The sequence below is a fragment of the Paenibacillus sp. FSL F4-0236 genome, assembly GCF_038000135.1.
GTDB lineage: Bacteria > Bacillota > Bacilli > Paenibacillales > Paenibacillaceae > Paenibacillus_AQ.
The window spans coordinates 5,698,491-5,725,421 of the sequence record NZ_JBBOBK010000001.1; the positions used below are offsets into that span (position 1 = coordinate 5,698,491).

Annotated in this window: 25 protein-coding genes and 1 riboswitch; of the genes, 11 read left to right on the forward strand and 14 right to left on the reverse strand. The window is 45.3% G+C overall.

Annotated elements, in window-relative coordinates; genetic code table 11:
- Positions 1-251: 251 nt before the first annotated feature.
- Positions 252-2,504, reverse strand: a complete 2,253-nt coding sequence (locus tag NSQ29_RS25440) for a beta-L-arabinofuranosidase domain-containing protein (RefSeq protein ID WP_341126393.1) — start codon at positions 2,502-2,504, stop codon at positions 252-254.
- Positions 2,505-2,649: 145 nt separating this feature from the next.
- Between NSQ29_RS25440 and NSQ29_RS25445 the strand changes: the two genes are divergently transcribed.
- Entirely contained in the window at positions 2,650-3,543 is an 894-nt protein-coding gene (locus tag NSQ29_RS25445) for a helix-turn-helix transcriptional regulator (RefSeq protein ID WP_341126394.1), read from the forward strand.
- A 327-nt stretch (positions 3,544-3,870) separates the two neighbouring features.
- Here NSQ29_RS25445 and NSQ29_RS25450 read toward each other — a convergent pair whose 3' ends face one another.
- The 3 genes from NSQ29_RS25450 to NSQ29_RS25460 form a co-directional block, all read right to left on the reverse strand.
- Positions 3,871-5,427 carry a sigma-70 family RNA polymerase sigma factor gene (locus NSQ29_RS25450; protein WP_341126395.1) on the reverse strand — a complete coding sequence of 519 codons (1,557 nt, stop codon included), beginning with the start codon at positions 5,425-5,427 and terminating at the stop codon, positions 3,871-3,873.
- 85 nt (positions 5,428-5,512) lie between these two features.
- Positions 5,513-5,842, reverse strand: a complete 330-nt coding sequence (locus NSQ29_RS25455; protein ID WP_076300081.1) for a carboxymuconolactone decarboxylase family protein — start codon at positions 5,840-5,842, stop codon at positions 5,513-5,515.
- A gap of 1 nt (position 5,843) precedes the next feature.
- Positions 5,844-6,248 carry a tautomerase family protein gene (locus tag NSQ29_RS25460; protein ID WP_340973843.1) on the reverse strand — a complete coding sequence of 135 codons (405 nt, stop codon included), beginning with the start codon at positions 6,246-6,248 and terminating at the stop codon, positions 5,844-5,846.
- A gap of 110 nt (positions 6,249-6,358) precedes the next feature.
- On the opposite strand from NSQ29_RS25460, the gene NSQ29_RS25465 reads away from it, so the two are divergent.
- Together NSQ29_RS25465 and infC are read left to right on the forward strand one after the other, a co-directional pair.
- Positions 6,359-7,264 carry a LysR family transcriptional regulator gene (locus tag NSQ29_RS25465; protein ID WP_340973842.1) on the forward strand — a complete coding sequence of 302 codons (906 nt, stop codon included), beginning with the start codon at positions 6,359-6,361 and terminating at the stop codon, positions 7,262-7,264.
- 60 nt (positions 7,265-7,324) lie between these two features.
- Entirely contained in the window at positions 7,325-7,843 is a 519-nt protein-coding gene (gene infC, locus NSQ29_RS25470; RefSeq protein ID WP_341126396.1) for a translation initiation factor IF-3, read from the forward strand.
- A gap of 108 nt (positions 7,844-7,951) precedes the next feature.
- Here the strand turns inward: infC and NSQ29_RS25475 are convergent, their stop codons facing one another.
- The 9 genes from NSQ29_RS25475 to NSQ29_RS25515 all read right to left on the reverse strand — a co-directional run bounded on the left by NSQ29_RS25475 (position 7,952) and on the right by NSQ29_RS25515 (position 16,156).
- Entirely contained in the window at positions 7,952-8,653 is a 702-nt protein-coding gene (locus tag NSQ29_RS25475) for a histidine phosphatase family protein (protein WP_340973840.1), read from the reverse strand.
- 18 nt (positions 8,654-8,671) lie between these two features.
- Positions 8,672-9,274 carry a response regulator transcription factor gene (locus NSQ29_RS25480; protein WP_042184310.1) on the reverse strand — a complete coding sequence of 201 codons (603 nt, stop codon included), beginning with the start codon at positions 9,272-9,274 and terminating at the stop codon, positions 8,672-8,674.
- The gene (locus tag NSQ29_RS25485; protein ID WP_340973839.1) at positions 9,271-10,425 is read right to left on the reverse strand and encodes a sensor histidine kinase; all 1,155 of its coding nucleotides are present in this window, start codon (positions 10,423-10,425) and stop codon (positions 9,271-9,273) included. The genes NSQ29_RS25480 and NSQ29_RS25485 overlap by 4 nt, the downstream gene beginning before the upstream one ends.
- A gap of 4 nt (positions 10,426-10,429) precedes the next feature.
- On the reverse strand, positions 10,430-11,164 hold the full coding sequence (locus tag NSQ29_RS25490) for an ABC transporter permease (protein WP_042184306.1): 735 nt from the start codon (positions 11,162-11,164) through the stop codon (positions 10,430-10,432).
- Positions 11,165-11,166: 2 nt separating this feature from the next.
- The gene (locus tag NSQ29_RS25495; protein WP_042184304.1) at positions 11,167-12,075 is read right to left on the reverse strand and encodes an ABC transporter ATP-binding protein; all 909 of its coding nucleotides are present in this window, start codon (positions 12,073-12,075) and stop codon (positions 11,167-11,169) included.
- A 194-nt stretch (positions 12,076-12,269) separates the two neighbouring features.
- Complete coding sequence (nfsA, locus tag NSQ29_RS25500) at positions 12,270-13,022, reverse strand: oxygen-insensitive NADPH nitroreductase (RefSeq protein WP_341126397.1); 753 nt, start codon at positions 13,020-13,022, stop codon at positions 12,270-12,272.
- A 31-nt stretch (positions 13,023-13,053) separates the two neighbouring features.
- The gene (locus NSQ29_RS25505) at positions 13,054-15,516 is read right to left on the reverse strand and encodes a heavy metal translocating P-type ATPase (RefSeq protein WP_341126398.1); all 2,463 of its coding nucleotides are present in this window, start codon (positions 15,514-15,516) and stop codon (positions 13,054-13,056) included.
- 113 nt (positions 15,517-15,629) lie between these two features.
- Positions 15,630-15,830, reverse strand: a complete 201-nt coding sequence (copZ, locus tag NSQ29_RS25510) for a copper chaperone CopZ (RefSeq protein WP_339268345.1) — start codon at positions 15,828-15,830, stop codon at positions 15,630-15,632.
- 53 nt (positions 15,831-15,883) lie between these two features.
- Positions 15,884-16,156: a metal-sensitive transcriptional regulator gene (locus NSQ29_RS25515; protein WP_231573462.1), complete on the reverse strand. Its 273-nt coding sequence runs from the start codon at positions 16,154-16,156 to the stop codon at positions 15,884-15,886.
- A gap of 377 nt (positions 16,157-16,533) precedes the next feature.
- Between NSQ29_RS25515 and NSQ29_RS25520 the strand changes: the two genes are divergently transcribed.
- The 7 genes from NSQ29_RS25520 (at position 16,534) to NSQ29_RS25550 (ending at position 23,074) form a co-directional block, all read left to right on the forward strand.
- Positions 16,534-18,054, forward strand: a complete 1,521-nt coding sequence (locus NSQ29_RS25520; RefSeq protein ID WP_340973836.1) for an MDR family MFS transporter — start codon at positions 16,534-16,536, stop codon at positions 18,052-18,054.
- Between the two features lie 5 nt (positions 18,055-18,059).
- The gene (locus NSQ29_RS25525; protein ID WP_042184294.1) at positions 18,060-18,623 is read left to right on the forward strand and encodes a PadR family transcriptional regulator; all 564 of its coding nucleotides are present in this window, start codon (positions 18,060-18,062) and stop codon (positions 18,621-18,623) included.
- 119 nt (positions 18,624-18,742) lie between these two features.
- Entirely contained in the window at positions 18,743-19,720 is a 978-nt protein-coding gene (locus NSQ29_RS25530; RefSeq protein ID WP_341126399.1) for an aldo/keto reductase, read from the forward strand.
- A 219-nt stretch (positions 19,721-19,939) separates the two neighbouring features.
- A complete protein-coding gene (locus tag NSQ29_RS25535; protein ID WP_341126400.1) occupies positions 19,940-21,283 on the forward strand; it encodes a hypothetical protein in 1,344 nt (447 codons plus the stop codon).
- Between the two features lies 1 nt (position 21,284).
- Positions 21,285-21,872 carry a signal peptidase I SipW gene (gene sipW, locus NSQ29_RS25540; protein ID WP_149646254.1) on the forward strand — a complete coding sequence of 196 codons (588 nt, stop codon included), beginning with the start codon at positions 21,285-21,287 and terminating at the stop codon, positions 21,870-21,872.
- 92 nt (positions 21,873-21,964) lie between these two features.
- A complete protein-coding gene (locus NSQ29_RS25545) occupies positions 21,965-22,585 on the forward strand; it encodes a TasA family protein (RefSeq protein WP_076285138.1) in 621 nt (206 codons plus the stop codon).
- Positions 22,586-22,744: 159 nt separating this feature from the next.
- Positions 22,745-23,074 carry a helix-turn-helix domain-containing protein gene (locus NSQ29_RS25550; RefSeq protein WP_042131791.1) on the forward strand — a complete coding sequence of 110 codons (330 nt, stop codon included), beginning with the start codon at positions 22,745-22,747 and terminating at the stop codon, positions 23,072-23,074.
- Positions 23,075-23,275: 201 nt separating this feature from the next.
- Here the strand turns inward: NSQ29_RS25550 and NSQ29_RS25555 are convergent, their stop codons facing one another.
- Positions 23,276-23,431, reverse strand: a complete 156-nt coding sequence (locus NSQ29_RS25555) for an anti-repressor SinI family protein (protein ID WP_231573373.1) — start codon at positions 23,429-23,431, stop codon at positions 23,276-23,278.
- 26 nt (positions 23,432-23,457) lie between these two features.
- A riboswitch (cyclic di-GMP riboswitch) is annotated at positions 23,458-23,542 on the reverse strand.
- Positions 23,543-24,013: 471 nt separating this feature from the next.
- Here NSQ29_RS25555 and NSQ29_RS25560 point away from each other — a divergent pair.
- A complete protein-coding gene (locus NSQ29_RS25560; protein WP_042184285.1) occupies positions 24,014-26,881 on the forward strand; it encodes a 2-oxoglutarate dehydrogenase E1 component in 2,868 nt (955 codons plus the stop codon).
- Positions 26,882-26,931: the final 50 nt, after the last annotated feature.

Consider the following 26,931-nt stretch of genomic DNA (forward strand, 5'->3'; position numbering starts at 1 on the left):
CTGTAAAAAACCATCCACAATTAAACGGTTCTCAAAGTTAAATAGGTTAAGTGCCTGGCTCTATACAAAAAGCTGCCTATGGCACCGTTCAAAGCTCTAGTTAATGTAATCAAAAGGGTAGACTCCCCCCTTGATAGCTGGTACGCGTTTGACCCAGCCCGATAACTAGTTACTTCGAACGATACGGAAAGACATCCATTTCACCCCAATTAAAAGAATTGTTCCTATTATAATTCTCTAATCCATATATTTCAAGAATTACGTTTGACGATACGTAGTCCTGCCACTTGGCCCACCTTATATCCTTCATGCGAAGCGAACTTGATCGTAACCGCTGATTTGCTGCTCGTGATCGTCTGCGGAAGCTCGTAACGAATGGTCTCCAGCTTGTTCATCTCTTCAGACTCAAGGACGCCTAGCCCAAGTTGCTCCCCATCTGCCGTAATATCGAAGGCCACCGAAGTATCGTTGGACTTCAAATACGTTACTACCAGATCTACTTGCTCCTCTGGCAAGACTTCCATCGTGAAGGAGAACCAGCCATTGATCCAGCTGTCGCGATACTTGCGGTTGTAGATTTTTCCTAAGCCTACATACTCTCCTTCGAAATTATGGTCGCGTTCGGGCTGCATTTCAGCAGGTTGTATCGAATCGACGGTTAGCTGCTCAAGCAGCAAATTCTTCTCTACGGCCTCGCGATATTCAACCTCTACCAGCTTCCATTCCTCTGGCGTGAACAAATCCCAATACACCGAATAACGATGATCATGCATAGGGTAGAACGGACGAAGCTCATGGTCTCCTGCATATCCTAAACCTTTCATCCGGAACACATTTTTGCTAACGTTAGACTGAATCAAGCTATCCGTTAGCGTCTCGCGATCTCCAATTAATACAGAAGCAAGGGCGCGATCACTGCCTAGCTCAGCATTTATAGGTCCAAAATCACCTGCAAGCACAAGCGGTCCATAGAGGAATGCAATTCGGTTTGGATTATCCGGCATGGACTCGATTCTTACCGACATCGGAATATCATATTCGACAACGTCCCCATCCTGCCATACTCTATCCAAAGCTAGGTAGCTGGATTTGCCCACATTCACTTGAATGTCTTCACCATTTACTTTAACGCTCATGCCTTGCTCAGCCCAGTAGGGGTATCTTAGCTTCAATGTGAATTTAGTTGGTTTCTCCGTGCTGATACGCAGGGTGCCTAGTCCCTCTTCAGGGAACTTGGTCTCTTGCTTCAAACTAATGCCTTGCTCTTTCCAAGTCACTGTTGAAGGTGCGTACTGATTCACATACAGCTCATCTTCACTATGGAAGTAAATCGCCGAGCCATACATAGAATGGCTTTCCATTCCTGAGCCTACACAGCATGTAAAGCTCTCAAACTGGGAGTTGAACGACTTATGTCCACCCATTTCGAGGGATACAAAATAACACACACGTCCATCAACCGGCTCCTGAGAAGCTAGGATATGGTTATACATTGCACGTTCGTAGTAATCCGCATATGCGGCATAAGCATCCCACTGGAACATATGCTTGGTCAGCTTCAGCATGTTGTAGGTATTACACGTCTCACATGAACCCTCTCCCAATCGATCGTTCAGCTTATCCGGTTCACCAAAATGCTCATTATAGCTGTTGCCGCCGATCACGTAAGAATGATGATTCACAACACGATCCCAGAAGAAGCGAGAGATACCTGCATAATGCTCCTGTCCCGTTACCTCATACTGTCTTGCCGCTCCAATAATCTTCGGAATCTGAGTATTGGCGTGTCTTCCTGCTAATGTGTCTTTTTCTTCGGCAAGATCATTAAGGACTTCTCCATGGTAAAAGCTTTCGGCTAAGGTGAGGAAACGGTCATCGCCAGAATCCTCTGCCAAATCTGTGAGGACTTCATTCATGCCGCCGAATTCACAACGCAGCACCTCTTGGATCTGATCTTTATTCAGTCCTGCAAAAATATCTTCAAGCCACAGCCCAAGCTTCGTTTCAATAACGAGCGCCTTCTGATTTCCAGCCAATCGATAAGCATCACGAAGACCCGCAAACAGCTTATGCATCGTGTACAGCGGTACCCAGCCACCGTTGAGGTCAAAGCCCTGTGAGCGAATGTCGCCTACCTTCACTTCCTCAAACAGCTCTTTGCCACGAGGAATCCCGGAAATAAAGCCATTACCATGCGCATCCTGACAATCCTCCAATTCGTCTACTACATAATTCACGCGGGTGAGCAGCTCTCCATTCCCTGTCGAGGCATACATTAACGCACATCCAGAGATATAATGGCCTAGCGTATGGCCGCTAATGCCTTGAGATTCCCAGCCTTCATAGTGAGCAGCCTTAGGCTCTAAGCCAGCATATTGGCGAAAACGCGACAGAAGCCGATCTGCCTCAAGCTTGAGTAAATAATCCGTATTTAACTCCATCGCATGGAGAAGTGGACCTGAATCAATGCGTACATTCTGCAAATCAAAAGCTTGCGTCTTCAATGAAATCGCTCCCTCGCAATCTTGTCAGGGTGATATGACAAGTGTATATTTGTATCCATAAGATAACATCGGAACCTTGATTTGTCGGTAGATCAGCCATACAAATGGTGGACAAATCCGACTTATTAATTGCTAGGAGGACCGCATGACCTATTTGAAAATAAATGCAGATATACCTGTTCATTTTACTGCGGCAGGTGAATTCATCTCAGAAACGCCATGGAAACATGTAGAACGTGCAATGGGCAATTATGAGCTAATCATAGGCGTGAATGAAACGGTTTATTTAAATGAGGAGACCAAAAGCTTCGAAGTAGGCCCTGATGAAGCTCTTTTGCTTATGCCTAATCGCACGCATGTCGGCTATAGAGAATCACGGCCCGGGGTTAAGTTTTATTGGTTTCATTTCGAGCTGAAAAGCGAGGGTTTATTGCTGAGTGAGGAGGAAATGAAGCCTGAGGCGGAAGAAATCTTTTCGCGCACACAGCGCGTATGGTCCGTACATGATCTATATCTACCACAGTTCATAAAGATCGAGCACAGTGACCGGATTCATATCCTGGCGAATCAAATCCTCCATGTGGCTAACTCAGGATATTTGACCTATTCCAGTGTTAATTATTTGTTGACCTCACTCTTAATTGAGCTATCTGAGCATGCGCTTCAGCCGTTCGCCAGTAAGCTAATCCGTGCGCAACAAGATGTCACCTTTGTAAAAATAGCCGAGTGGACAAGAATACATGCAAGTGAACCTCTTACGGTGGCAATCATCGCGGAGAAATTCAATTACAACAAGGATTATTTAGCTCGGCTATTTAAACAACATACCTCGATGGGGCCTTTGGAGTATATTCATTCCGTACGTGTGACTAAAGCGAAGGAGCTGCTAACCAGAACCGCCCTCAGCGTGAGGGAAATCGCGACAGAGACGGGGTTCACCGACGATAAATATTTCATGCGCCTCTTCCGAAAATACGAAAACATGACACCGACCCAATATCGCAACGCCTATCATAAGACGTTTATGAATAATGATTGAAGTAAAAAACTGCGGCAGGCTTCACGTTTTGAAAAGAGTTTGAAACAACACTCCGTCCGCGGAGCCTCCTCGCCATGGGTTGAAGAAGGGGGGAACCGGATCCTCCGATAGATAATCAGGGAATTTCTCCCTAAAAAATCTGATATTCTGTTCATTTGTCTAGTGATTAGGGAATATCTCCCTAAAATTCGACCAATTTGTTAAAAAGTATAGATATTACCCTGATTTTAGGGAAAAATTCCCTAATTACTCTCAAGAAAAGAAGCTGCCTCTAAGTAGCATACACTACTTTTGAGACAGCTCCTTCTCTAACTTACAATCTTTAAATTATTGAATCGTTTGCGAAGACGAATTCCATCGCCAGCGTGGAGTCGATCCTTGCAGATGCACCCCTCCATACCATTCATCGATTCCTTTTTTCTGAACCCAGTCTTCATTTCCAGCCAATACACTTTTGCCTAGCTCGGTTAATGCAAGCTCGCAGTCTTTGAATGGCATTACTGGATCGTTATAACCAGGAAAATCATTGAACCCATGGGTTTGCAGTAAAGGGTACGGGCGTTGTGCCATCTGTCTTAGAATATGCCAATATTGCAAGTCGCCCATGCCTAGTATATGAAGCTTATCACCCACATTTTTGAACAGATCATATGGTGATTTTATTCCCTCATGGATCATCTCCAGCGTGAGTTGTTCTACGATGCCAAGTCCTTTAGAGGTCGATGGGAACCGAGATAAATGCGCTATGAAGGCGTCATGTGCAAATGGTAAAGCGGATGTATCTGTAGTTAATCGTTGCTTCAACAATTCTGGATTAGGCGAAGCATAGGCTTCCCAGAGTTCTTGGCCTACCTTTAGCTCCTTGTCGCCGATTAACTTCCACGTTCCTGATAAAGTCTCCATTTGCTCTACAGATAGTTGTCCAAGTCCTCGAAACAGCTCAATGCCGGGATATTCTCCAATACACAATAAACTCAGCTTCGTGGATCCCTTCTTCTGCTTGGAGAACCAATGGAGCAAATAGCACAGCATCGTCTGATCGAATAGATCATGCTCGAACCATAATACAACTTCATCATATTTATGAAAATCAGCTAAGATCTTTTCCTGTGCCTTACTGATCTGAATAAATTCCTTCTGCGGAATCCCCATCGTTTGTTCTAAATAATGCGCTCTTACTAAGCGGTTATTCTGTTCCCCAGGCTCTAAAAAGACCGGACCATGAGAGTAGACCTCTCTCCATACTAATACATCACCTTGCACAATTCCCTGACGCAGCTTATCTCCCACTACATCTCCGTTTACAATATGAAGCACACCTTTTCCTCCTTCGTACAAATGATTGAACACGGAGAGGACATCCGCTACAGGTAGCGCACCCTTAAGCTTGCGGCGAGCATCAAAGAGTCGTTTCTTCAATACCGGGACTGAAGTCCCCAGAAAGTCAGCAATCTCTTGAAGGGAATATCCCTGAAAATAATATAATTGAACGGCAATCCGCATATTGGACGTTAATGCAGCTATAGACTCGTGAACCAGCCGCTGGGTTTCCTTTTTCTCAATAATGTCCGCCACACTAAATGAAGATTCTGTCGCTTGCGCAGCTTCATCGTAGGGTAATGCAGGATGCTGCTTTCTTCGCAAGATACGATAACATTGCCGCACCACAATAGCTTTAAACCAGCCCGGGAATGCCTCTACTGCTCGTAATTTATTCAAATGCAAAAAGGCTTCTGTGAAAGCTTCCTGCACAGCATCTTCCGCTAATTGGTAATCGTGGAGCTTTTCATACGCAACTGCATTCGCCATTGGTGTAAAATGCCTAACGATCTGTTCAAAAGCTTGTCGATCTCCTTGTTTAGCCTCTTCGATATACTGAAGCATTTTCTCCCCCGCTCCCTTCTTCCGTATTATATACAAGTGCCAATGAAGTTCCTAAAGGTTACGGATGGGATTGAAAAGTCAGACGTTATTTATTTTTTCCTATTACATCCTTTGCAACCTCTAGAGCTGAAGAGGCTCGCGGCCAACCTACATAAAAAGAAAGGTGGGTGATGGCCTCCACGATTTCTTCAAGTTGTAAGCCGTTCTCTAAAGCCAAGCGCAGATGATAGGGGAGTTGTTCCGTCATGCCTCCCATCACCAAAGCAGAAATCGTAATCATGCTACGATCCCGAAGTGATAATTGCTCCCGTCTCCATAAGTCCCCAAATAACACATTTTCCGAGTAGTCGACGAATGCTGGAGCAAACTCCCCTAACGATTCCCGTACATTTGTGACGATTTTCCGATGCGCCATATTACACCTCCCTAACCGGAGGTTGTAGCATTTGAGCAACACCGTTACCAAACGACCAATCTTCGAATTCCGTGTCGACGAGCACAATGAATATATCTTCTTTTCTGATGTTTAGCGTCATCGATAATTCCTCGGCTAACATCGCGTAAAAGCTTGTTTTCTGCTCCGTCGATCTTCCGGATTTTAGCGTAACTTGGATATATATCAGTCCGTCGCTTCGTTCAATATTTAAATAATCTTTACTATAAAAAAACTCCCCCGCTTTATGCGCATGAAAAACCTGAAACATATCATCATCCGGTACATGGAAATGCTGAATTAACGCACTCATAATCGCTCTGCATATTCCCTCTAGCTGATGAATGTCGTATTGTTGCTCCAAATAACTGACTCTAATGAATGGCAAATTAATTCACTCCTTCTTTGGAATTCTTTTATTGTACTCTCAGTATTTTGATTTATATAATTGAATAAGATAATAATCTTAATCAATTATACCGATAGAGGTGACAATCGATGGATCTAAAAGAACTGATGGCTTTTAAGACCATCCTTCAAGAAGGCACTTTCTCACGTGCTGCCGAAAAGTTGAATTATGCGCAGTCTACCATTACCAACCAAATTCAACGACTTGAAAAAGAACTGGGCATACAACTCTTTCACAGAGGCTGGGAAGTAGAACTGACAAGTGCTGGGCAAGTTTTTGCAGCGGAAATCGATAACCTTATTCAACATTGGAACTATGTATCAGAACTCACCAAGGCTTTACAGCATGACGAAATTGGCACACTCCATATCGGAGGCATTGAATCCATGATGGAATCCGTCCTACCGAACGCCTTGGGAAAGTTTCATGAGCAAAAACCCAAAATGGAATGTAACTTCATTCAGGGTAACACTGATTCGCTCTCACAACTTGTTCTACAAAGTGAACTGGATTTCGCCATCTGCGGTGAGCCGTCCGACCTGTCTTTCTTTTATTTCGAACCGCTCTATCACGAGAAAATCGCTTTTATAGTAGATCACAATCATCCTTTAAGCGGACGAGACAATATTTCATTTCGAGAAATTCTTGAATATCCAATTATAGCTGGAGGACACACTTGCTTATATTATCTTCGGTTAGCTAAGCAATTTTCGAGATTGGAATCAAAGCCCACTCTATCCACCATAAGTCAAATTTCTGCTATTCCTCATTTTATAAGAAAGAACCCTGGGGTGGGGGTAGTGCTTGATTCGACAGCTTTAATGACAGATATCGTAAAAATCGATGTTGAACTAAGCGAGCCGTTCATTCAAGTTGGTATATTGCAGCGGCGCAACCGAGAATATCTAGCAACATCATCAAAAAAACTATTCATACAAATCATAAAAGAGGAAATTGAGAGGATTAGTAACGCTAATCCTACGCTCCACATTTGAACCTCAAGCTAGTTCCATATATGATAGCTATATCATTGTTCTCAGGGAGGATTCACCCAAGTGGCTGTATTAATTAACGAACAAATTAGAGCATCCGAAGTAGTACTTACTGGACTTAGAGGTGAGAAGCTGGGGATTGTGTCCAGAGAAGAGGCGCTGGCCATGGCTCGTTCAGCAGGTGCTGATCTGGTATGCACCTCACTAATGAGCAGCCCACCGCCCTGCAGCCTAACTGCAAAGGGCAAAGCAAAAGCGGCCGCGCAGAAAGAAGCAGCCTCAGCACGCAAGGCTAGTGGTGGCTCAGCAGCAAAGGGCGGCAGCAAGGAGAAGGTCAAAGAGCTCCGCTTCACGGCTCATATTGAAGAGCATGACTACGATACGAAGCTCCGTCAGGCTGAGAAGCATCTCCGCTCCGGCAAGCCGGTGCAATTAGTCGTGAAGGCATCCGGCACCAAAGAAGCGGCTGCCTCCAAGGCCGTATTGGAGCGACTAGTGACTGACTTGAAGGAAGTTGGAACGAAGGACACTGGCATCCAGACAGGTGGTAAAGGGTCACAGGTGAAAATAAATCCACGTTGAAGAGTGGCCTATTCGCTCCGATCATATAGAGCTAGTAAAAAGGCCATCCTCTGTGGGATGGCCTTTCACTTCATAGGCAATGTTCTTACTCACTCTTAAGCATTCACTTTAAACATGATTGCCCATTAATCCCCTCGGGCGATAGTTCATGCCGCCAGCATAAAGGTGGGAAACATCTCCTAGTCCAATACATCTAGGAACCGCAAAGTTCTCGCTGCGCTCTTCAAACAAGATCGTCGTTACCGAGCTTGGCGCTAACCAAAATACGGACCAAGCCAAAGCTAAAGGAATCTGTAATAAATGAGCTAGCCATGCGAGGCCAAAGCCACCATGGCATACTACTCCAATCTTCTTGGTAGAAGGCTCAAGGATCCGATACAGGCCATCTTCTCTTTTATAATGGTGTCGAAGTAAGAATTGATCTGACGCCGCTTGTAATTCGCTGAACCGCAATCTGTATTCCTCTTGCTTCAACCAATGATCTGTTTCATCAGACCATACTCTCTTTCCACTCGATAGTTCGCTAATATGTTCTCCGGGGCTATCCCAAATAGACGACAATTGTCCATCTAACATAATCTCTGTCCAATCCAGTTCACAAGTCCAAGGTTCTGTCTGAATTACAAGTCCCGTCTCTTTGGCCACATAACTGGCTGTGGTCTGTGCTCTACCCAGTGGTGAAGCATATAGTTCATCCAGACCGATAGATGCCATGCGTTTTCCTAGTGCTGCTGCTTCAAGATGCCCGAATTCCGTTAGACCATCTATGGAATAGTCCGGATCACCATGACGAATCAGAAATATTTGCATAACAATGCCCTACTCCCCTCAAATCCAGCCTTTTTCCTCTGCCAGTCGTACCGCCTCAATTCGACTTTTCACTTCCAGCTTATTGAGTATTTCAGAAATATAATTGCGAACAGTTCCATAAGAAAGGTGTAGCGAAAAAGCGATCTCCGCCGCCGTTTGCCCTTCACCAGCCAACTTTAAAATCTCTCGTTCCCGTGCTGTTAGTGGATTTTCTTCCCGCAGGCTACCAAAAACTAACTCGGGGGATACCTCCCGATGTCCAGCCATTACACGGCGAATAGATTCAGCCAGCTTATCTACAGGCTCGTCCTTTAACAAATACCCTTGTATACCAGCCTTCACTCCACGCTCGAAATAGCCCGGACGGGCAAAGGTAGTCAAGATGATAATTCGAGTCGGACAACCTTTACTCCGCAATATTTCTGCAACCTCCAAACCGCTCTTGAACGGCATTTCAATGTCCATGAGACATACATCCGGCTGAAGCCTGTCGATTAAAGCTAACGCCTCAGCTCCATCACAAGCCTCTCCGACGACTTCGATATCATCCTCAAGATCCAGCAGGGATGCCATCGCTCCCCGAAGCAGACGTTGATCCTCCGCTATAACGATGGTTATCATGCACTCTCACCTCCTGTTGCTTCCTTAACGATTAGAGGGATCATAACGATCAGCGTAGTTCCCTGACCTTCTTCTGAGCTTAGCGACAGAGAGCCATCAATCAGGGATAGACGTTCCGCCATCCCCTTCATACCATTTCCATCACTAAGCTCACCATTACATCTCTCACCGTTCTGGAGGCCAATTCCGTTATCTTTAACGGTAACTCGAACTTCTCCGGCGGTCTTTGCCACCCCGATGAAGCATTTATCCGCTCTACTATGCTTCACAATGTTAGTCACCGCTTCTTTGATACAGAGGCTGAGAATATTTTGCGTCAGATCGGATACTCCCTCTAGCGAGATGTCCCCTTCCACTTCCAAGGCAATCTCCGCCGTGCGCAGCATTTCCCCGGTTTCTGCCAGTTCTTCTGCTACTGAGATCGCACGCATTTCCGACACTAGCTCGCGCACCTGACGGAGCGCAGCCCGCGAAGTACGCTGAATTTCCCGCGCCTCCTCTTGGGCTCGCTCCGTATTTTTGGTCACCAGCTTCTCTACGAGTTGGCTTTTTAATGTAATCAAGGACAGCGTATGCCCGAGGGTATCATGTAAATCACGAGCGATTCTCATGCGTTCCTCACGCTTCACCAATTCTTTAATCACCTCATTAGCTTGATCTAGCTCTTTCTCCAGCTTCTGATGTTGATGCATGGATCTTACGCCGAATGGCATAATCAGCATAATAACGATAAACGGGATTAAAAACATAATACTAACCCATTCCAACTCACGGCCTACTAAGACCAGCACCGAAAGTACCATAACCACAAAAGAAGTAAATGCAATTTTAAACCCTTTATTCTCCGTATAATAAGCTATAAAATTCACGGTGAAAAAGCCCATATACAGATTAAAGGGCGTATAAAACAAGCTAAGCACCACGATGATCACCATTTGAGTCGTTAACCAAACATTAAACACGCCACCCCGAACCCAATACAGCTGGCGATAGCTGATGGCAAACACCGCTATCATAATCCCACCTAGAATGAGCTTCATTCCAGTCTCCCCGCGCAAATTCAGGATGGGCAAAATCAGATAAACAGCCCATACATAAGGGAAAAACCCCTGACTTCTCGGAAATAACTGGAACTGTCCACGCTCGGTCATTACTTTACACCGCTTCCTGTTTTTTTCGAATATAAACCGATAGTAACATAAAAACTACCAAATATCCGAGCAAAATCAAGACATTACTCCAATGTGGGGCTGAACCACGTACAATCTCCCACGCCCCATTTCCATAGTTATAAGAAGGTAACCAATGACCAATCTTCTGCATTAAACGTGGTAAAATCTCAATTGGCATCCACATGCCCCCCGCTACAGCAAGCGCCATATAAATCACGTTACTGACTCCACTAGCCGTATCCACCCGTTTCATAGCACCTACAAGCGTACCAATCGCCAAAAATGGAAGGGAACCGATCAGAATCCATAGCCCACTAAGCACCCATTGACCCGCAGATAAGGAGACACCATTGATTAAATATCCTGCGGCAAAAATACAAATGACCGAAAACAGATGCATCATCGTTTGCCCGAACATTTTTCCGAAGAAATAGACGGAACCCGGTAGCGGGGTAATCCGAATAAAGGTAGTCCAGCCTTGTGTTCGTTCTTGCACTAAACGGATGCCAAGCGTCATGATCGCAGAGCCCATTACACTAAAGGTTGCCATCGACATTAAGTAGTGAGCGCGCCACGTCGGATCATCGTTACCTGTATTAACCACGCGGGTGAAGATGAAATAGAACATAATGGGCATGAGCAATGACCAGAATACGTAATAAGGATTACGGATGATCCTCAGCATCTCGGCTTTACACTGTACAGTAATTAATCTCATCTTTAGATAGCCTCCTCTTGGTTCATGGTCAATTGTTCAAAAGCGTCATCCAAACGTCCCTGATCTATACGAACATCCTTCACGGGAAGTCCAGTAACAAAAATCGCTCGCAGCGCTTCATCCGTATCGTCTGTCGTCACATGAATTCGACCTTCTTTTTCATAACAACCCTCAATAGCGGTTAGTTCCAGCAGGCTCCTGCGTAATTTTGATCGATCACCTATTGGTAAAAAGGACAGCGAACGCTTCACAATCCGCGATTTAATCTCATCTGGACTTCCGTCTGCAACTAAATGGCCTTTGCTAAACAACAGAATACGATCCGCAATATCTTCAGCTTCCTGTAAGTAATGTGTCGTGAACACAATCGTCTTGCCCTGCTCCGCAAGTCCACGAACCGTATCCCAGAACCGCCGACGGGAAGTAATATCAAGTCCAACCGTAGGTTCATCGAAAAAGATCAGCTCTGGATCACCAGCCAGGGCCAGCGCGAAGCCTAGACTACGCTTTTGACCGCCCGAGAGCTTCTCGGCGTATCTATTCAGATCCGCTGGCGCAAGCCCTGTAGCTTTAATTAGAAACTCCATATCCATCGGCTGTGGATAATAGCTACGGATCAGAGCAATGATCTCCCGAACCTTCAGCCGATCCATCACACTTACCTCTTGCAGCATCGCACCGGTCTTTTCACGTACCATTTTATCTTTTGGATGTTGTCCAAATATTTTCACTGTACCTTCAGTGGGCTCTAATAGCCCCAATAACATTCCCAATGCCGTTGTTTTGCCTGCTCCGTTTGGTCCAAGAATAGCTGTAATCGAACCTTTGGCAATGTTGAAGCTGATATTATCTACTGCTTTCTTATCCTTATATAATTTGCTAACTCCATTCATCTCAATAACACTGTCCATTTCGTAACCCCTCCGATTCCGAATGCGTTTGATCTATTTCAATCATATGGAAAAAGGAGACCTGACATTAGTATGGACTGTCATTTCTTTAAGATGACAACTGTCACCTTCATGCCTCAGGGTACGAAAAAGAGGTTGCCCTTCCCGTAGTTTTAACTACGAATAGGGCAACCTCTTTAATCGAAAATACTAGATTACCTCTTAAAGAATCCTTTTCCGAGAAGGAATTCCTTCATATGCATTCGCGCTGGCTGTGCCAACCGTTCTGCCATAATCACAGACCAAGGTGTATCCTTGGCACCATGAGTCCGCTCACGCATATAGTCTGAAGAGACTTTATCGTAAGTCTTGACCTGCTCCACTGTCGTTTCGGCATTGTAGCGATTGCGATGTAGAACAGCCTCTAATGGCAGACGCGGACGCAGGCTTGTGGCTCCATCAGGATAGCCCACACACATTCCAAATATCGGATAAACCAATTCGGGCAGTCCAAGCAGCTCAGAAACCTCCGCGATCCGGTTACGGATTCCGCCGATATAAACAATCCCGAGCCCAAGCGATTCCGCAGCTACAGCAGCATTCTGAGCAGCAAGCGCAACATCAACGGTAGCTACAATAAGGTTCTCCGCAGAATCCTCATACGATGTCTCTCCCTGCAAATGAGGTTTTGTCACCTCACGCAACCGATACAGATCCGCGCACCAGACCAAGAAGACTGGGCATTGTTCTATATAAGCCTGATTACCCGATAATCCGGCAAGCTCTGCTTTTATAGCCGGGTCAGTCACTGCAATAACACTATAGGCTTGTACACTGCTGGAAGTCGAAGCCATTTGGCCTGCTTCAATAATAGCTGCAAGCTGCTCTTCACTTACTGGCTTATCCTGATACTTGCGGACAGATGCATGGTTCATTAATAGAGATATTGTCTCGTTGTTTTCTTGCACAGCGGCCACTCCTTACATAGTTAGGTTTCTCTTAAAGCTTTACCCGCTGCAAACGAAGTGCATTCAAGACGACGGACACAGAACTGAATGCCATCGCAGCTCCAGCTAGCCATGGAGCTAGAAATCCGAGTGCAGCAATCGGTATACCTATTGTATTGTATGCAAGTGCCCAGAACAAATTCTGCTTAATATTACTCATCGTTTTACGGCTCATCATAATGGCATCGGGTATGCTCTTCAGATCTCCCCGCATCAGTGTAATATCTGCAGCCTCCATTGCTACATCCGTCCCTGTACCAATCGCCATGCCCGTATCTGCAGTAGCCAGTGCAGGAGCATCATTGATGCCATCCCCAACCATAGCTACCTTTGTCCCATTCCGCTGCAGCTTACGAACTTCCTTCGCTTTGCCTTCTGGCAGAACCTCTGCTAACACTTTTCGAATACCTGCTTGCTTCGCAATAGCTTCTGCGGTGATTTTATTGTCACCTGTAATCATAATGACCTCTATGCCCATCGCATGAAGCGCAGCTACAGCTGCTTTTGAGGTTGGTTTAATCGTATCCGCTACAGCGACAATCCCGGCAATCTCATCGCCCACCGCTACAAGCATAGCTGTCTTTCCTGCCTCTTCCAGTCTCTTCATGACTGAGGTCCACTCTGTGATGTCCAATTGATGATCTTCCATCATACGCCGTGTACCCACCCTAACTTGTTGATCGGAGACAACAGCCATAATTCCCCGTCCAGGTACATTATCAAACTGTTCAGCGGTGGGTAAGATCAAACCTCTGTCAGCGGCTCCTGCAACGATAGCTTCCGCAAGCGGATGTTCTGATAATTTCTCGGCTGCCGCAGTTAAAGCTAATAGACGATTCTCTGCACTTTCTTTACCATAAGCGGCAATTCCAGTGGTAGTCACGATATCAGTCAGCATGGGCTTACCATTTGTAACCGTACCTGTCTTATCCAAAACAACGATCTTAATCCCTTGTGCGCCTTCTAAATGCTCACCACCCTTGAACAGAATACCAAGCTCTGCAGCGCGGCCTGATCCCGCCATAATGGAGGTCGGTGTTGCAAGACCTAACGCACATGGACAGGCGATTACGAGCACCGCAATAGCTTTTTCAAGGGCATCGGCAAATTGACCAGGTGCTGCCCAGAAGTACCAGACCAAGAAAGTGATCATCGCAATGCCTACAACAATCGGTACAAAAATACCTGAGATGACATCCGCGATCCGCTGGATCGGCGCTTTGGAGCCTTGGGCCTCCTCCACTACTCTAATGATTTGAGCGAGTGCAGTGTCTCTTCCTACTTTGTTGGCTTTGATTCTTAAGATCCCATTCTTATTTAATGTAGCACCGATAACAGTATCTCCAGGTTTTTTCTCTACAGGAATACTTTCTCCGGTCAACATAGACTCGTCCACAGAAGAGGAACCCTCTACTACCTCACCATCCACCGGCACCTTTGTTCCGGGCTTCACCAATACAATATCACCAGGAATCACTTCATCTGTAGAGATATTCATTTCTTTGCCATCGCGGATCACGAGAGCCGTCTTTGCCTGAAGCCCCATTAAGCTCTTAATGGCGTCAGAGGAACGTCCTTTTGCTAGCGCCTCGAACCATTTACCAACGAGGATGAGCGTGATGAGTACAGCACTCGTCTCATAATACATTTCAATGTCATGATTCATTCCCTTCATACTTAATGAATCAATCGTCAGATAAAGACTGTAGAAATACGCTGCTGATGTCCCCAGTACGACCAACACATCCATATTGGCACTTCCGTTACGAAGTGCTTTATACGCGCCTACGTAGAACTGCCAACCGATGATAAACTGTACGGGGGTCGCCAGAACAAGCTGAAACCAAGGATTCATAAATAACTCCGGTGTTGGAATCCAGCTTGTGAATGAAAAATGACCTGCCATCGCCCATAACAATGGGAAAGAAAGAATAGCAGAAATGATCCACTTCCACTTCTTATGCTGAATTTCCTGTACACGACGATCCACATGATCCTTGCGGTCTTCTTTAAGAGTAGCTTTATATCCGATATTGCTTACCTTCTCCATGATCTCTCTTGGACTAATATTACCGGGAGTATATTCTACATGTGCCGTTTCCAGCGCTAAATTCACATTCACTGCTGCGATCCCCGGCGTACGACTCAACACTTTTTCGATCCGCGCCGAGCATGCAGCGCAGGTCATGCCTGATATATCAAAATCCGCGGTCTCTTTGACGGTATCATAACCAAGAGCGCGGATTTTATCTTCAATTTGTGGTAACCCTGATACAGAAGGATCAAATCCGACAGTGGCTTGTTCCAAGGCCAAATTTACATTTGCGCGAGAAACACCCTCCATCCGGGACAAACCTTTCTCAATTCGAGCTGCACAAGCAGAACAGGTCATGCCTGTAATCTGTACGGTCGCTTGCTGTTCATTGGGTGAAGCTGTTATTTTTAACTTATCCATGATTCCAAAGCCTCCTCATACCCCTATAGAGTATGATAATTTCTATAAAAAGAAAAGGCATTGGAGCTTATGGCATTCCCATACAGCTCCAAGCCTTATTACTGTGCTTCAAATTAAACTACATCATACCCTTGCTCTTCAATAGCTTCTTTAATAGTTCCAAGGCTCACCTTGTTCTCATCATACTCAACGGAAACTTTTTTAGCAGCAAGATCAACTTTAGCAGTAGCTCCAAGATTACCTACAGCCTTCTCTACAGAGTTGACACAGTGACCACAAGACATTCCTTCAACGTTTAATGTAGCGTTCGACATTATAATTACCTCCAGTAAATGTTATGAAGCCATGCTCAAGGAGCATTAGCTTATTATTTCATTAATTTGTTAACCGTAATTAGCAGCTCATCGATAACCTCATGTTCACCGGCTTCGATTCGTTCAATAATACAACTCTTCATATGCCCTTCCAGCAGCATCTTACCAACACCGTTTAGTGCCGCTTGAACCGCTGCGAGCTGATTGAGCACATCGTCACAATAAGTATCCCGCTCTATCATACCCTTTATCCCGCGGATCTGGCCTTCAATCCGGTTAAGGCGAGTATTCAAACCATTTTTGAAATCTGTCGAATGATGACTCATTCGTTCTCCAGATGCTGAAGAATGACAGTCAGCTTCGCAGGATTTCTCAGTTTGTTCTTGCTTACTAGTAGACATAAGAATCAGCCTCCTTGCCAATAATATAATATACCCCCGTAGGGTATGTCAAGAGGCGTTCTTTATTTCCTATCCCCCAAATCCCATTTTTTCAAGCATAAACGCCTTCGGTGTCCTTATAAGGACGGTAAGCGTTTAAGCGAGAAATATAAGACATATAGTATTGTGTGAAACTTATACTTCTTATATTTGAAAAAAACTATTGCTACCCTATTCAAATTTGAATATAATAAATTTTGCTTCTAACCTATGAACATTTTTTGAACGGATTTATCACTATTAGAAAAAGGAGCCTGCGAAGCATGCATACTAAAGAAAGTAATCTTAAACTCGTAGTTATCGGCCTGCTGCTCGGTATTCTGATGTCCGCGATGGACAATACCATTGTAGCTTCAGCTATGGGAACCATTGTTTCCGACCTTGGCGGTCTGGACAAAATCGTATGGGTCACTTCGGCCTATATGGTCATGGTAATGGCTGGGACCCCTATCTTCGGCAAGCTCTCGGATATGTATGGACGTAAACGTTTCTTCATGTTCGGACTGATTGTATTCCTGATTGGCTCAGCACTGTGCGGTACTGCAACCAGTATTACACAACTAAGTATTTACCGGGCAATTCAAGGAATCGGCGGCGGTGCACTAATGCCTATCGCCTTCACCATCGTTTTCGACATTTACCCTCCTGAAAAAAGAGGAAAGCTGACCGGCCTTTTCGGTGCGGTCTTCGGAATTTCCAGTGTACTCGGACCATTATTGGGTGCATATATTACCGACTATGTAGGCTGGCAATGGGTATTCTACATTAACCTGCCGCTCGGAATTATTGCACTTTTTCTGATCGCAACTTCTTACAAAGAATCGATCTCTCACGCTAAACAGCGCATCGACTGGGGCGGAGCCTTCACTCTCGTCGGCGCCATTATCTGCCTAATGTTTGCGCTAGAACTGGGAGGCAATCAATACGCTTGGGATTCCAGTGTCATTCTCGGCTTATTCGCCGGCTTCGCTGTACTCTTGCTGGCATTCATCCTCATTGAGAGAGTGGCGGCTGAACCTGTTATCTCGTTCGCGATGTTCAGTAAACGGTTGTTTGCAACAAGTAGTGTGACAGCCTTGTTCTATGGCTCTGCCTTTATCGTAGCCACCATCTACATTCCTATCTTTGTACAGGGCGTATTTGGCGGCTCCGCTACGAACTCTGGACTGATCCTCATGCCGATGATGATCGGTACGGTCGTGGGCAGTCAGACCGGTGGGCTACTTACAACCAAAACCAGTTTCCGCAACATTATGATCCTATCCGCAGTCTGTTTTGTAGCAGGTGTCTACAGTCTAAGCACTTTATCACCAGATACCTCCCGTCTCATGCTTAATGTATTCATGGCCTTAACTGGATTCGGCGTGGGCTTCTCCTTCTCCGTGCTAAGCATGGCAGCTATCCATAATTTCGATATGCGCCAACGCGGTTCGGCAACTTCAACAAGTACCTTTATGCGCTCGCTTGGGATGACGCTGGGGATTACGATCTTCGGTATTATTCAGCGTAACAACTTCACTAGCAGCATTAGCGAAGCTTTTGGCGGAAGTGAGCAGTCAGCAGCCTTCGGCGATCCACGGGCAGCCCTGACACCTGAAGCAAGAGCCAAGATTCCACCTGAAATTTTAGAGAAAATATCTAGTGCACTGTCCTCTTCAATCGCACATACCTTTATGTGGGCCATGATTCCTGCCGTCCTTGGTTTAGTCTTTGTGCTGCTTATGCCAAAAGACCGCCTCACCATTCCGAGTAAAACTGCTCAGGCGTCCGAGGGTAAAAGGTAACGATTATGTCGATGAAATTGGCTATTCTCGGACTATTGCTTGAACGAAACATGCATCCCTATGAAATTACACTAGTCATGAAAGAGCGCTCCATGGACCGGATTACAAAGCTCCAGCTTGGGTCTCTCTACTATGCTGTCGATAAACTTGCACAAGATGGTTATATCGAAGCTTTAGAAGTGATTAGCAGCAGTGATCGCCCTGACAAAACCATTTACGGTATTACTGAGCAAGGTAAAAATTTATTCGAGCAGTTAATTCTACAGCAAATTAAAAAGAACGAGCCCTTCTATCATCCGATGTATATGGCTCTAGCCATGTCCCGTCATGTTGATCAAAACAAGGTGGAGAAGCTGCTCGAAGAACGTATTCGGGAAACCGAACATCAGGTGAATCTGGCTTATCAGGTATATGAAGAACATATTCCTATTGTTCCTCGTTCCGCCCTTCATCTCATGTACGGCACCTATGAACACACCCTTATTGAACTAAAATGGCTACAACGTCTCTATGATGATGTTGTAGCACGCAAGTTGAATGACATTGGAACACCACTTAATACAGAGTAGAGTCCTTAGGACCTCTACTCTTTTTTTTCGCTTTCGCAGAGACAATAAATACCACACTAGAATCTAAGCGTGTACAATATGTACGTGTACGCAATCATATTTTCCTAGGAGGAATCACAATGTTGAGAACGCTGCCTTTAAACAAGCGCGGTATACCAGCCAGCCGTATTGCTCTAGGTTGTATGGGATTTGGTGGAGGCTGGGATCATGAACCGATTACCGCCGAGAATGTTAAGCAAGGACATGCAGCCGTCGACGCAGCACTATCTATTGGTATCAATATGTTTGATCACGCAGATATTTATACCCGTGGTAAAGCCGAGAAGGTATTCGGTCAAATCTTTAAAGAACGCCCAGGACTCCGCGAAGAAATCATTATTCAATCGAAGTGCGGTATTAAGCTAATGGAGCCTGGAGACAGCTCTAATGTCTTTGACTTCTCAAGCCAGCATATTCTAAGCAGTGTAGATGGAATATTGTCGCGACTAGGAACGGAATATATTGATATTCTGCTGCTCCATCGGCCTGACCCCCTAATGGATCCAGAGGAAGTAGCTTCTGCTTTGCATCAATTAAAGGCAACAGGTAAAGTTCGTCATTTCGGCGTTTCCAATATGAGCGCAGCGCAGATCAAAATGCTGCAAGCCTATTGCGAGGAACCTTTTATCGTAAACCAGCTACACATGAGCCTAGCCAAGCTCAGCTGGGTCGATGCTGGAATCAGTGTAAACCGTGAACCTTGGAAGGATATTACCTTTCCCGAAGGAACCCTTGAACATTGTCGAATGGAGAACATTCAGCTTCAAGCTTGGGGCCCACTCGCACAAGGCTTATTTAGTGGACGTTCATTAGAGGATCAACCAGAGAATATGGTCCAAACAGCTGCCATGGTTAAACAACTTGCAGATGAAAAAGGAACAACACCCGAAGCCATAGTGCTATCCTGGCTAATGACACATCCGGCAGCTATTCAGCCTGTGATTGGGACTGTGAATCCGCAGCGCATCGCTGCCTGCGCCGATGCAGACAAGCTGGAGCTTACTCGAAAAGAATGGTATGACCTATATGTTAGTTCACGTGGTACTCGTCTTCCCTAACTGAGCCCACAATTAAACTCGCAAGAATTCTAATAGCCTAATCGTGCCTCTCGCATGATTAGGCTATTTTTAATACATTCCCCTCCTATGCATCGTTCTCTATTGCGAATAAAAATAGATATCAAGCGATAAACCGAGATAAATAGAGATAAATTAACATTTTTGTTCTTTATAGAGCACAAACGAGACTTATTGACAGTTTTCTTTTCAATTTATTCCATGTATTATTCATTACAGAAGTTGTTCTCAATAAAGAACAACAATAACGAACCAAAGAAACTCAAGACATTGAGGGGAGGTATTCCTCTGAGACCCAGATCAGCAAAAAGAAGACCTAAACGAAAGAAACAAATCGGATTACGTGTTCTGCAATCAGGAATGGCTGTCTCCGTCTTGTTTCTGACTACCTCGCAGCAAGTGGGTAGTACCTATGGTGGTTTTGGAGCTACTACGCAAACCACTAGCACAATTAGCTTTTGCGAAGTATTTCCAAACTCGATCAAGGGGCTTCTAACAGAACTCAAAGATCATATCGAAAGAGCTACTGCTTTAAAAGGATCGCTGCAAAGCTATACCCCTTCAGGCAGTCTCTCAGACGTTTCGGGAATAGAAGGCATGACGCTGGATGAGCTTGATGTCGCAGCGCAAGAGATTTCCACACAAATCTCCGCGCTTCAATCTCAAATCGATGGCGTGAATGAGCAACTGGCCACCAACAGCCAAATTTGGAACGAAATCAATGGTGAGCTGAACGCAGCAGCAGCCGTCCTATTCCAGATTGGAGGATATATGACCTCTCTAGATTCAAACTGTCTAGAAATCAAGGATGAACAATTCTTCAGAGAGCTGCAAAGCAGCCTGAATCAAAGCGGTGTAATCTCTGAATCCCTGAATGCTTCCTTAAAGGGAGTCATCCAATATCTAAACTCCATACACGACATCGGGCTTCCATTTGCTTCGGTAGTGACCAGTGATGTATATGGACAACCCGAGTTACGCAACGAGGCGTTTCAGCAGCCGTTACCTTTCCTGATTCCTTTTAGTCAGCCGGCCGGCAATATCTCTAGCGAACTTACCTCCACTTATGAAAATCTCAATACTGAAATGAATGGTCTTAAAGAATCGGCTACTTCAGGAATCAGCAATCTTCAGAGTCAGCTCCAATTGATCAGTCAAACCCGTGAACAACAATTGGAAGCACTTGAGAAAGCCCGACTAGAGGCGCTTGAACAAACGAAGAAAGAAGAAGAACGCTTGGCACTGGAGAAAAAAGAAAAGCAAGAAGCTGAGGACAAAGCGAAAGCTGAAGCTGAGGAGAAAGCAAAAACGGAAGTGACTCCACCGAAAGGTGAAGCTACTCCAGAGAACATAAATAATGAACAGCCTGAAGCCCCAGCCACTAACCCGGTCGTTCCGGAAATTGGTGAAGAGCTAACGATTCCAAAAGATGTACCACAGCAAGCGGTTCCTCAGGAGGCGCCAAAAGCGGAAGATACAACCACTTCCCCACCGGTAGCAACACCAGCCCCTTCGGACCCTCAACAAGTTAAAGGTGGCGAATAATATGCGGATTAAAAAAATGATCAACAATACATTATCGAGCATCATGCTTGTGATATTCATTCTGCTGGTGGTAGCCGTAGTTTTATCAAAGGCCTCCGGCGGTGAACCTGCCTTCTTCGGATACCAGATCAAATCGGTACTCTCAGGTTCGATGGAACCAGGGATTCAAACCGGATCGATTGTCGCTTTAAAACCCGGAGGAGATATGAATCGCTTCAAAAAAGGCGATGTGATCACCTTTAGAAATGAAGAAAACCTGCTAATTACTCACCGTGTTGTAGAAGCAACAATGAACAACGCTACTGGTGAAGCCATGTATCGCACGAAAGGCGATAACAATGATGCGCCTGATATGAACCCTACCAGTTCCACGAATGTTGTAGCTGAGTATACCGGGGTCACCGTACCTTACGTAGGTTACGCTATGAATTTCGCAGTTTCCAAAGCTGGAAGTGTCATGCTCATGATCGTACCAGGCTTGATGCTCCTGCTCTATGCTCTGTATTCGTCATGGAAGGCTGTAGCTGCACTCGAAAAGAAAAATGCTGCTATACTGCCCGCCTCTCCACCCCCAACTGAAATACAGTAATTCGTTGATTGTCCGCTTCCGCTTACGAACCGGAAGTTACAATATATAACTTTTATAAAAAAAACCACAAAAACCGAGGAGGAATTTTAATTATGGGTATCAAAAAAACATTGGGTCTTGGCGTAGCATCTGCAGCACTGGGTTTATCATTGATTGGTGGAGGAACTTTCGCTTACTTTAGTGACACTGCACAAAGCACCGCTACATTCGCAGCAGGTACACTGGATTTGAACTCTGATCCTTCTGTTATCGTTGATTTGAAGGATCTGAAGCCAGGCGATACGATCAAAAGAGACTTCAAACTAAAAAATGACGGTACACTTGATATCGGTTCGATCCTCCTCAAAACAGCTACCTCTATTAATGATGTAGGTGGTAACAACGGCGCTAACGATTTGGCAAAATCCATCAAAGTTAAATTCCTGGTGAATAAAGATAAAAGCGGCATCTTACCTGGTAGTGAAGAGAAAGTAGTTTGGGAAACTACCCTGGCCGATTTGAAGACTCAGACACCGGATCTCGTAAAAAACACTGGACTTGATGCAATCTGGGGTACTAGCGAAGCATCTGGAATTAAGGCCGGCACAAATGATAGCTTCACCGTTCAATTCGAATTTGTTGATAACGGCCAAGAGCAAAACTACTTCCAAAAAGATTCATTAACTCTGACTTGGGATTTCGTAGGTAAGCAAACTGCTGGATCCGCTAAATAATCTAATAAGTCTTCCATTCGAAGAGCAGCAGATTCTTATTCCGGAAAGCGGATAAGTAGATGCTGCTCTTCTCTTTACAATAAACTTTGTCGAATTTATTGATATTTGCTATACTAATAACAAAAATTACGGAGGGGCGTCAGCATAGTGCCACAAAATATGGGCCAACGTATCCAGCATCTCCGCCTAGAAAAGGGATTGTCCCTATCTGAGCTTGCGGACAGAGCGGATGTTGCTAAGTCGTATCTTAGCAATGTGGAGAGAAACATCCAATCCAATCCTTCAATTCAGTTTATCGAAAAGATCGCCGATGCGCTTCAGGTATCCATCCACGCTTTGCTCTATGGAGAACCTAATGATGCTGAGGAGTCACCTTTAGATTCGGAATGGTTCCGATTGGTGCAGGAAGCTATGGCCTCAGGCATAAGCAAACGCGAATTCAAGGAGTTTCTGGACTACCAGAAATGGCGCCTTGATCAGAAGGATTAATATTCCACCTGACCTGATAAGATCCTCTTCTACTCATACTATTAAACATAAGCGCCTTCACCCTCCTAACATGGACCGCGAAGGCGTTTGAATTCTAGCAGAATATAAGGACCAAGTCTGAATCTTATAGATCCTTATATAAAGAAAAAGAGCACAGCGAGTTATCGCTGTGCTCTTTTGATATCTAATGCTCTGAATGTATTACTGCACGGCTTGCACAGTCTTCTCATGAAAGAAGCGACGAATTTCATCTGCCTTTATGCCAGCCTTCTTAGCTGCTAATAATAAATGGACCCACTCTACGTCTAGATCAATGACCTGCTGTTCTCTGTTGCTTCCCTGGTTGGACTTGTCCAAAAAATCTCCTCCTAAGATTTTAGTCCCCAGGCAATCCGGCTGTCATAGTATTTCTACCTTAGACCCGCGACTTTGTGCCCCTGCCTTTCGGCAGGTTTACCTTTTACTGGACCCTTTACACGAAAGGATCTACTTTGAAATATATGAAAATCGCTAACTGCAATAACATTATACTATACTAAAGTGGAAAAGTGTGTCGATTTCTGATTAGTTTTTCCATTAAAAAACAAAAAATAGAAGCGCTTTTGTGCGATATCTTGTCCTATTAACACGATACTCGTCCCATTCATAAAATTAATTAAGCCGATAGAATGATACTTCCTTCCCTATTAGTTAAAAATAAGGATATTAGAATCATTTTAGTGGGCCTTAGGAATGGGTAATGAGAAGAAACAGCGTTCTTTTCATTAGAACAAGCTAACCCATACCATTTTGCGAACGTATTGGACGAAAGAATGAATTGATTACACGTGTGGAAAGTAGCACAATAAGATGAGAAATGAAACCGCAATCATCACAGCTCCAGTAAGCGTTGACACAAAATGTCACGTATGGAGTTCATCCGTTAAGGAGGATGTATTCATGGCAGCCAAAGAGCCCTATAACGAATCCATTTGGAGTAAGTATTACGGACCCAATTTAGGCTACATTCAAGAAAGATATGAACAGTTTGTGAAAGATCCTTCCACCGTAGAGAATAATTATCGCGAGCTTTTTACAAATTCGGGTCCCCCGCCCCTAACACCGGATAGCGAACCGGCTCCACAGCCTCGCATTTCGGGAGACACCGAATGGCTTAGAAAGGCAGTAAGAGCTTCCAAGCTAATCGCTAATATTCGTATATATGGCCATATGGCCGCTGATATTGATCCGCTTGAGCGCGATCACAATCCCATGGCTAAATATCTTGAACTCGAAACCTATGAGCTGACTCGTGAGGATCTGCTCGCACTACCTGCCACGCTCATTTGGGAGAATGCGCCGAATGATGTGCATACCGGATGGGATGCAGTTCAGCGTATGCGTCAGGCTTACACCAAGACAATCGCCTATGAATTCGGGCATGTGCATGAAGAACAAGAACTGAAATGGTTGAACAGACAGGCAGAATCCACAAGCTCACCAGCGCCTTTAAATAATGCAGAACGTAAAGAGCTGCTAAACCGCCTGATCCAAGTAGAGCAATTCGAAACCTTCCTCCACAAAACCTTTGTGGGTCAGAAGCGGTTCAGCTTGGAAGGCAACGACGCTCTCGTACCGATGCTGGATGAAATCGTACGCGCTGCTGCGCATGACGGCGCAGAGCATATTCTGATGGGCATGGCGCATCGTGGTCGCCTCAACGTTCTTGCACATATTTTAGGCAAACCTTATGACATTATATTTTCAGAGTTTCATCATTCTCCGAACAAGGAGCTTTTCCCTTCCGAAGGCTCTACAGGCATTAACTATGGCTGGACGGGTGATGTGAAATACCATCTGGGTGCAGATCGCGCTGTCCGTGAAGGAGAAACCGTACGCACAAGAATAACACTAGCGAATAACCCAAGTCACTTGGAATTCGTCAATCCTGTCGTGGAAGGCTTCACTCGTGCTGCTCAAGAAGATCGGAGCACAGCCGGATTGCCGAAGATTGATACCAGTAAAGCTATGGCGGTACTGATGCATGGCGATGCTGCTTTTCCAGGTGAAGGGATTGTTGCAGAAACACTTAATATTGGCAAACTTCAAGGTTATCAGAATGGCGGGACGATCCATATCATTGTTAATAACCGGATCGGCTTTACGACAGAAAGCGAAGACTCCCGTTCAACGCATTATGCGAGTGACATCGCCAAAGGATATGAAATTCCAATTATCCATGTCAATGCTGATGATCCTGAGGCCTGTATATCAGCCGTTCGTTTAGCTAGTGCATATCGCAATCAATTCAAAAAGGATTTCGTTATTGATCTCATCGGCTATCGTCGTCATGGACATAACGAAATGGATGATCCTGAAACTACACAACCTATCGTGTACGGTAAGGTACGCAATCATCCAACCGTTTACAAGGTGTATGCGGAGCGGCTACAGCGCGAAAAAATTCTTACAGCTGAAGATGTACAAAAGATGCACGTTGAAACAGAAGGCGTATTGCAACGTGCGTACGATAGTATGAAGGAAGGCAATCACAAGAAAAAAGAACCAAAGGCCTTCATTCCTCTTCATACAGATCGCTCAGCGGCAGGCACTACAGCCGTACCGATCTCCAGTCTGCAAGAGATTAATCGTGAGCTACTGAGCGTACCTGATGGATTCCAAGTCTATCCGAAACTGGAGCGAATTCTGCAGCGTCGCAAGGACGCACTGAATGAGGGTGAAAAGGTCGACTGGGCACTCGCTGAGTCCCTCGCCTTCGCAACCATCCTGAAGGATGGAACGCCAATTCGACTTAGCGGTCAGGATGCACAGCGCGGCACCTTCGCACACCGCCATCTGGTGCTGCACGACAGTAAGACAGGAGAATTATTCTCTCCGCTTCATCAGCTAAGTAATTCTCGCGCTTCCTTTGGCGTATATAACAGTCCGCTATCTGAAGCTTCTGTGCTAGGCTTTGAGTATGGTTATAATGTGTTCGCACCAGAAACCTTCGTCATCTGGGAAGCACAATATGGCGACTTCGCCAATGCAGGTCAGGTTATATTTGATCAGTTCATTGCCGCTGGACGTGCGAAATGGACGCAGCGCAGCAATCTCGTCGTCATGTTACCGCATGGCTACGAGGGACAGGGACCCGAACATTCCAGTGGTAGATTGGAACGCTTCCTACAGTTATCCGCGGAAGAGAACTGGACCGTTGCTAACTTGACCACTGCTTCTCAATATTTCCATGTCTTGCGGCGCCAAGCTGCTTTATGTGGACAGGAAGACGCTAAACCACTGGTGATTATGACGCCGAAGAGTCTCATTCGTAATCCGCGCAGCACATCTGCCGGAACTGAGCTCGCTTCCGGACAATTCCAGCCTGTGTTAGCTGAGCCCCTGCTAGGCCAGAAGCCAGGTGAGGTCAAACGTCTAGTAGTCTGCAGCGGTAAAGTAGCTATCGACATCCAAACAGAGCTAGAAGCTGCTTCAGACAAAGATTGGTCATGGCTGCATGTACTGCGCTTAGAGCAACTCTATCCGTTCCCAGAACATGAACTGAGTGCTCACTTAAGCTCCTTCACATCCCTTCAGGAAATTGTCTGGGTGCAAGAAGAGCCGAAGAATATGGGCGGATGGAGTTATACCGAACCTCGGTTACGGGCCATCGCACCGCAAAACACTAGCGTGAGATATATCGGACGTCCTGAACGTTCCAGTCCTGCGAGTGGTTATGCAGATGTTCATAGCTTTGAACAGCGTAGAATTGTTTCAGAGGCCCTAAAAGCAAATTCACAAGTACAAACAGCTGTACCGTCCTCTTAAGAGGACGGTATCACAATAGCGTAAACCATTATGTTTGGGGAGGTAACGGC

What these genes read in the sequence shown, in the direction of transcription:
- NSQ29_RS25445 (WP_341126394.1), top strand. Translation starts at nt 2,650, where the DNA reads ATGACCTATTTGAAAATAAATGCAGATATACCTGTTCATTTTACTGCG.
- NSQ29_RS25450 (WP_341126395.1), bottom strand. Translation starts at nt 5,427, where the DNA reads ATGCTTCAGTATATCGAAGAGGCTAAACAAGGAGATCGACAAGCTTTT.
- NSQ29_RS25455 (WP_076300081.1), bottom strand. Translation starts at nt 5,842, where the DNA reads ATGGCGCATCGGAAAATCGTCACAAATGTACGGGAATCGTTAGGGGAG.
- NSQ29_RS25465 (WP_340973842.1), top strand. Translation starts at nt 6,359, where the DNA reads ATGGATCTAAAAGAACTGATGGCTTTTAAGACCATCCTTCAAGAAGGC.
- NSQ29_RS25475 (WP_340973840.1), bottom strand. Translation starts at nt 8,653, where the DNA reads ATGCAAATATTTCTGATTCGTCATGGTGATCCGGACTATTCCATAGAT.
- NSQ29_RS25480 (WP_042184310.1), bottom strand. Translation starts at nt 9,274, where the DNA reads ATGATAACCATCGTTATAGCGGAGGATCAACGTCTGCTTCGGGGAGCG.
- NSQ29_RS25485 (WP_340973839.1), bottom strand. Translation starts at nt 10,425, where the DNA reads ATGACCGAGCGTGGACAGTTCCAGTTATTTCCGAGAAGTCAGGGGTTT.
- NSQ29_RS25490 (WP_042184306.1), bottom strand. Translation starts at nt 11,164, where the DNA reads ATGAGATTAATTACTGTACAGTGTAAAGCCGAGATGCTGAGGATCATC.
- NSQ29_RS25495 (WP_042184304.1), bottom strand. Translation starts at nt 12,075, where the DNA reads ATGGACAGTGTTATTGAGATGAATGGAGTTAGCAAATTATATAAGGAT.
- NSQ29_RS25505 (WP_341126398.1), bottom strand. Translation starts at nt 15,516, where the DNA reads ATGGATAAGTTAAAAATAACAGCTTCACCCAATGAACAGCAAGCGACC.
- copZ (WP_339268345.1), bottom strand. Translation starts at nt 15,830, where the DNA reads ATGTCGAACGCTACATTAAACGTTGAAGGAATGTCTTGTGGTCACTGT.
- NSQ29_RS25515 (WP_231573462.1), bottom strand. Translation starts at nt 16,156, where the DNA reads ATGAGTCATCATTCGACAGATTTCAAAAATGGTTTGAATACTCGCCTT.
- NSQ29_RS25520 (WP_340973836.1), top strand. Translation starts at nt 16,534, where the DNA reads ATGCATACTAAAGAAAGTAATCTTAAACTCGTAGTTATCGGCCTGCTG.
- NSQ29_RS25525 (WP_042184294.1), top strand. Translation starts at nt 18,060, where the DNA reads ATGTCGATGAAATTGGCTATTCTCGGACTATTGCTTGAACGAAACATG.
- NSQ29_RS25530 (WP_341126399.1), top strand. Translation starts at nt 18,743, where the DNA reads ATGTTGAGAACGCTGCCTTTAAACAAGCGCGGTATACCAGCCAGCCGT.
- NSQ29_RS25535 (WP_341126400.1), top strand. Translation starts at nt 19,940, where the DNA reads ATGTATTATTCATTACAGAAGTTGTTCTCAATAAAGAACAACAATAAC.
- sipW (WP_149646254.1), top strand. Translation starts at nt 21,285, where the DNA reads ATGCGGATTAAAAAAATGATCAACAATACATTATCGAGCATCATGCTT.
- NSQ29_RS25545 (WP_076285138.1), top strand. Translation starts at nt 21,965, where the DNA reads ATGGGTATCAAAAAAACATTGGGTCTTGGCGTAGCATCTGCAGCACTG.
- NSQ29_RS25550 (WP_042131791.1), top strand. Translation starts at nt 22,745, where the DNA reads ATGGGCCAACGTATCCAGCATCTCCGCCTAGAAAAGGGATTGTCCCTA.
- NSQ29_RS25560 (WP_042184285.1), top strand. Translation starts at nt 24,014, where the DNA reads ATGGCAGCCAAAGAGCCCTATAACGAATCCATTTGGAGTAAGTATTAC.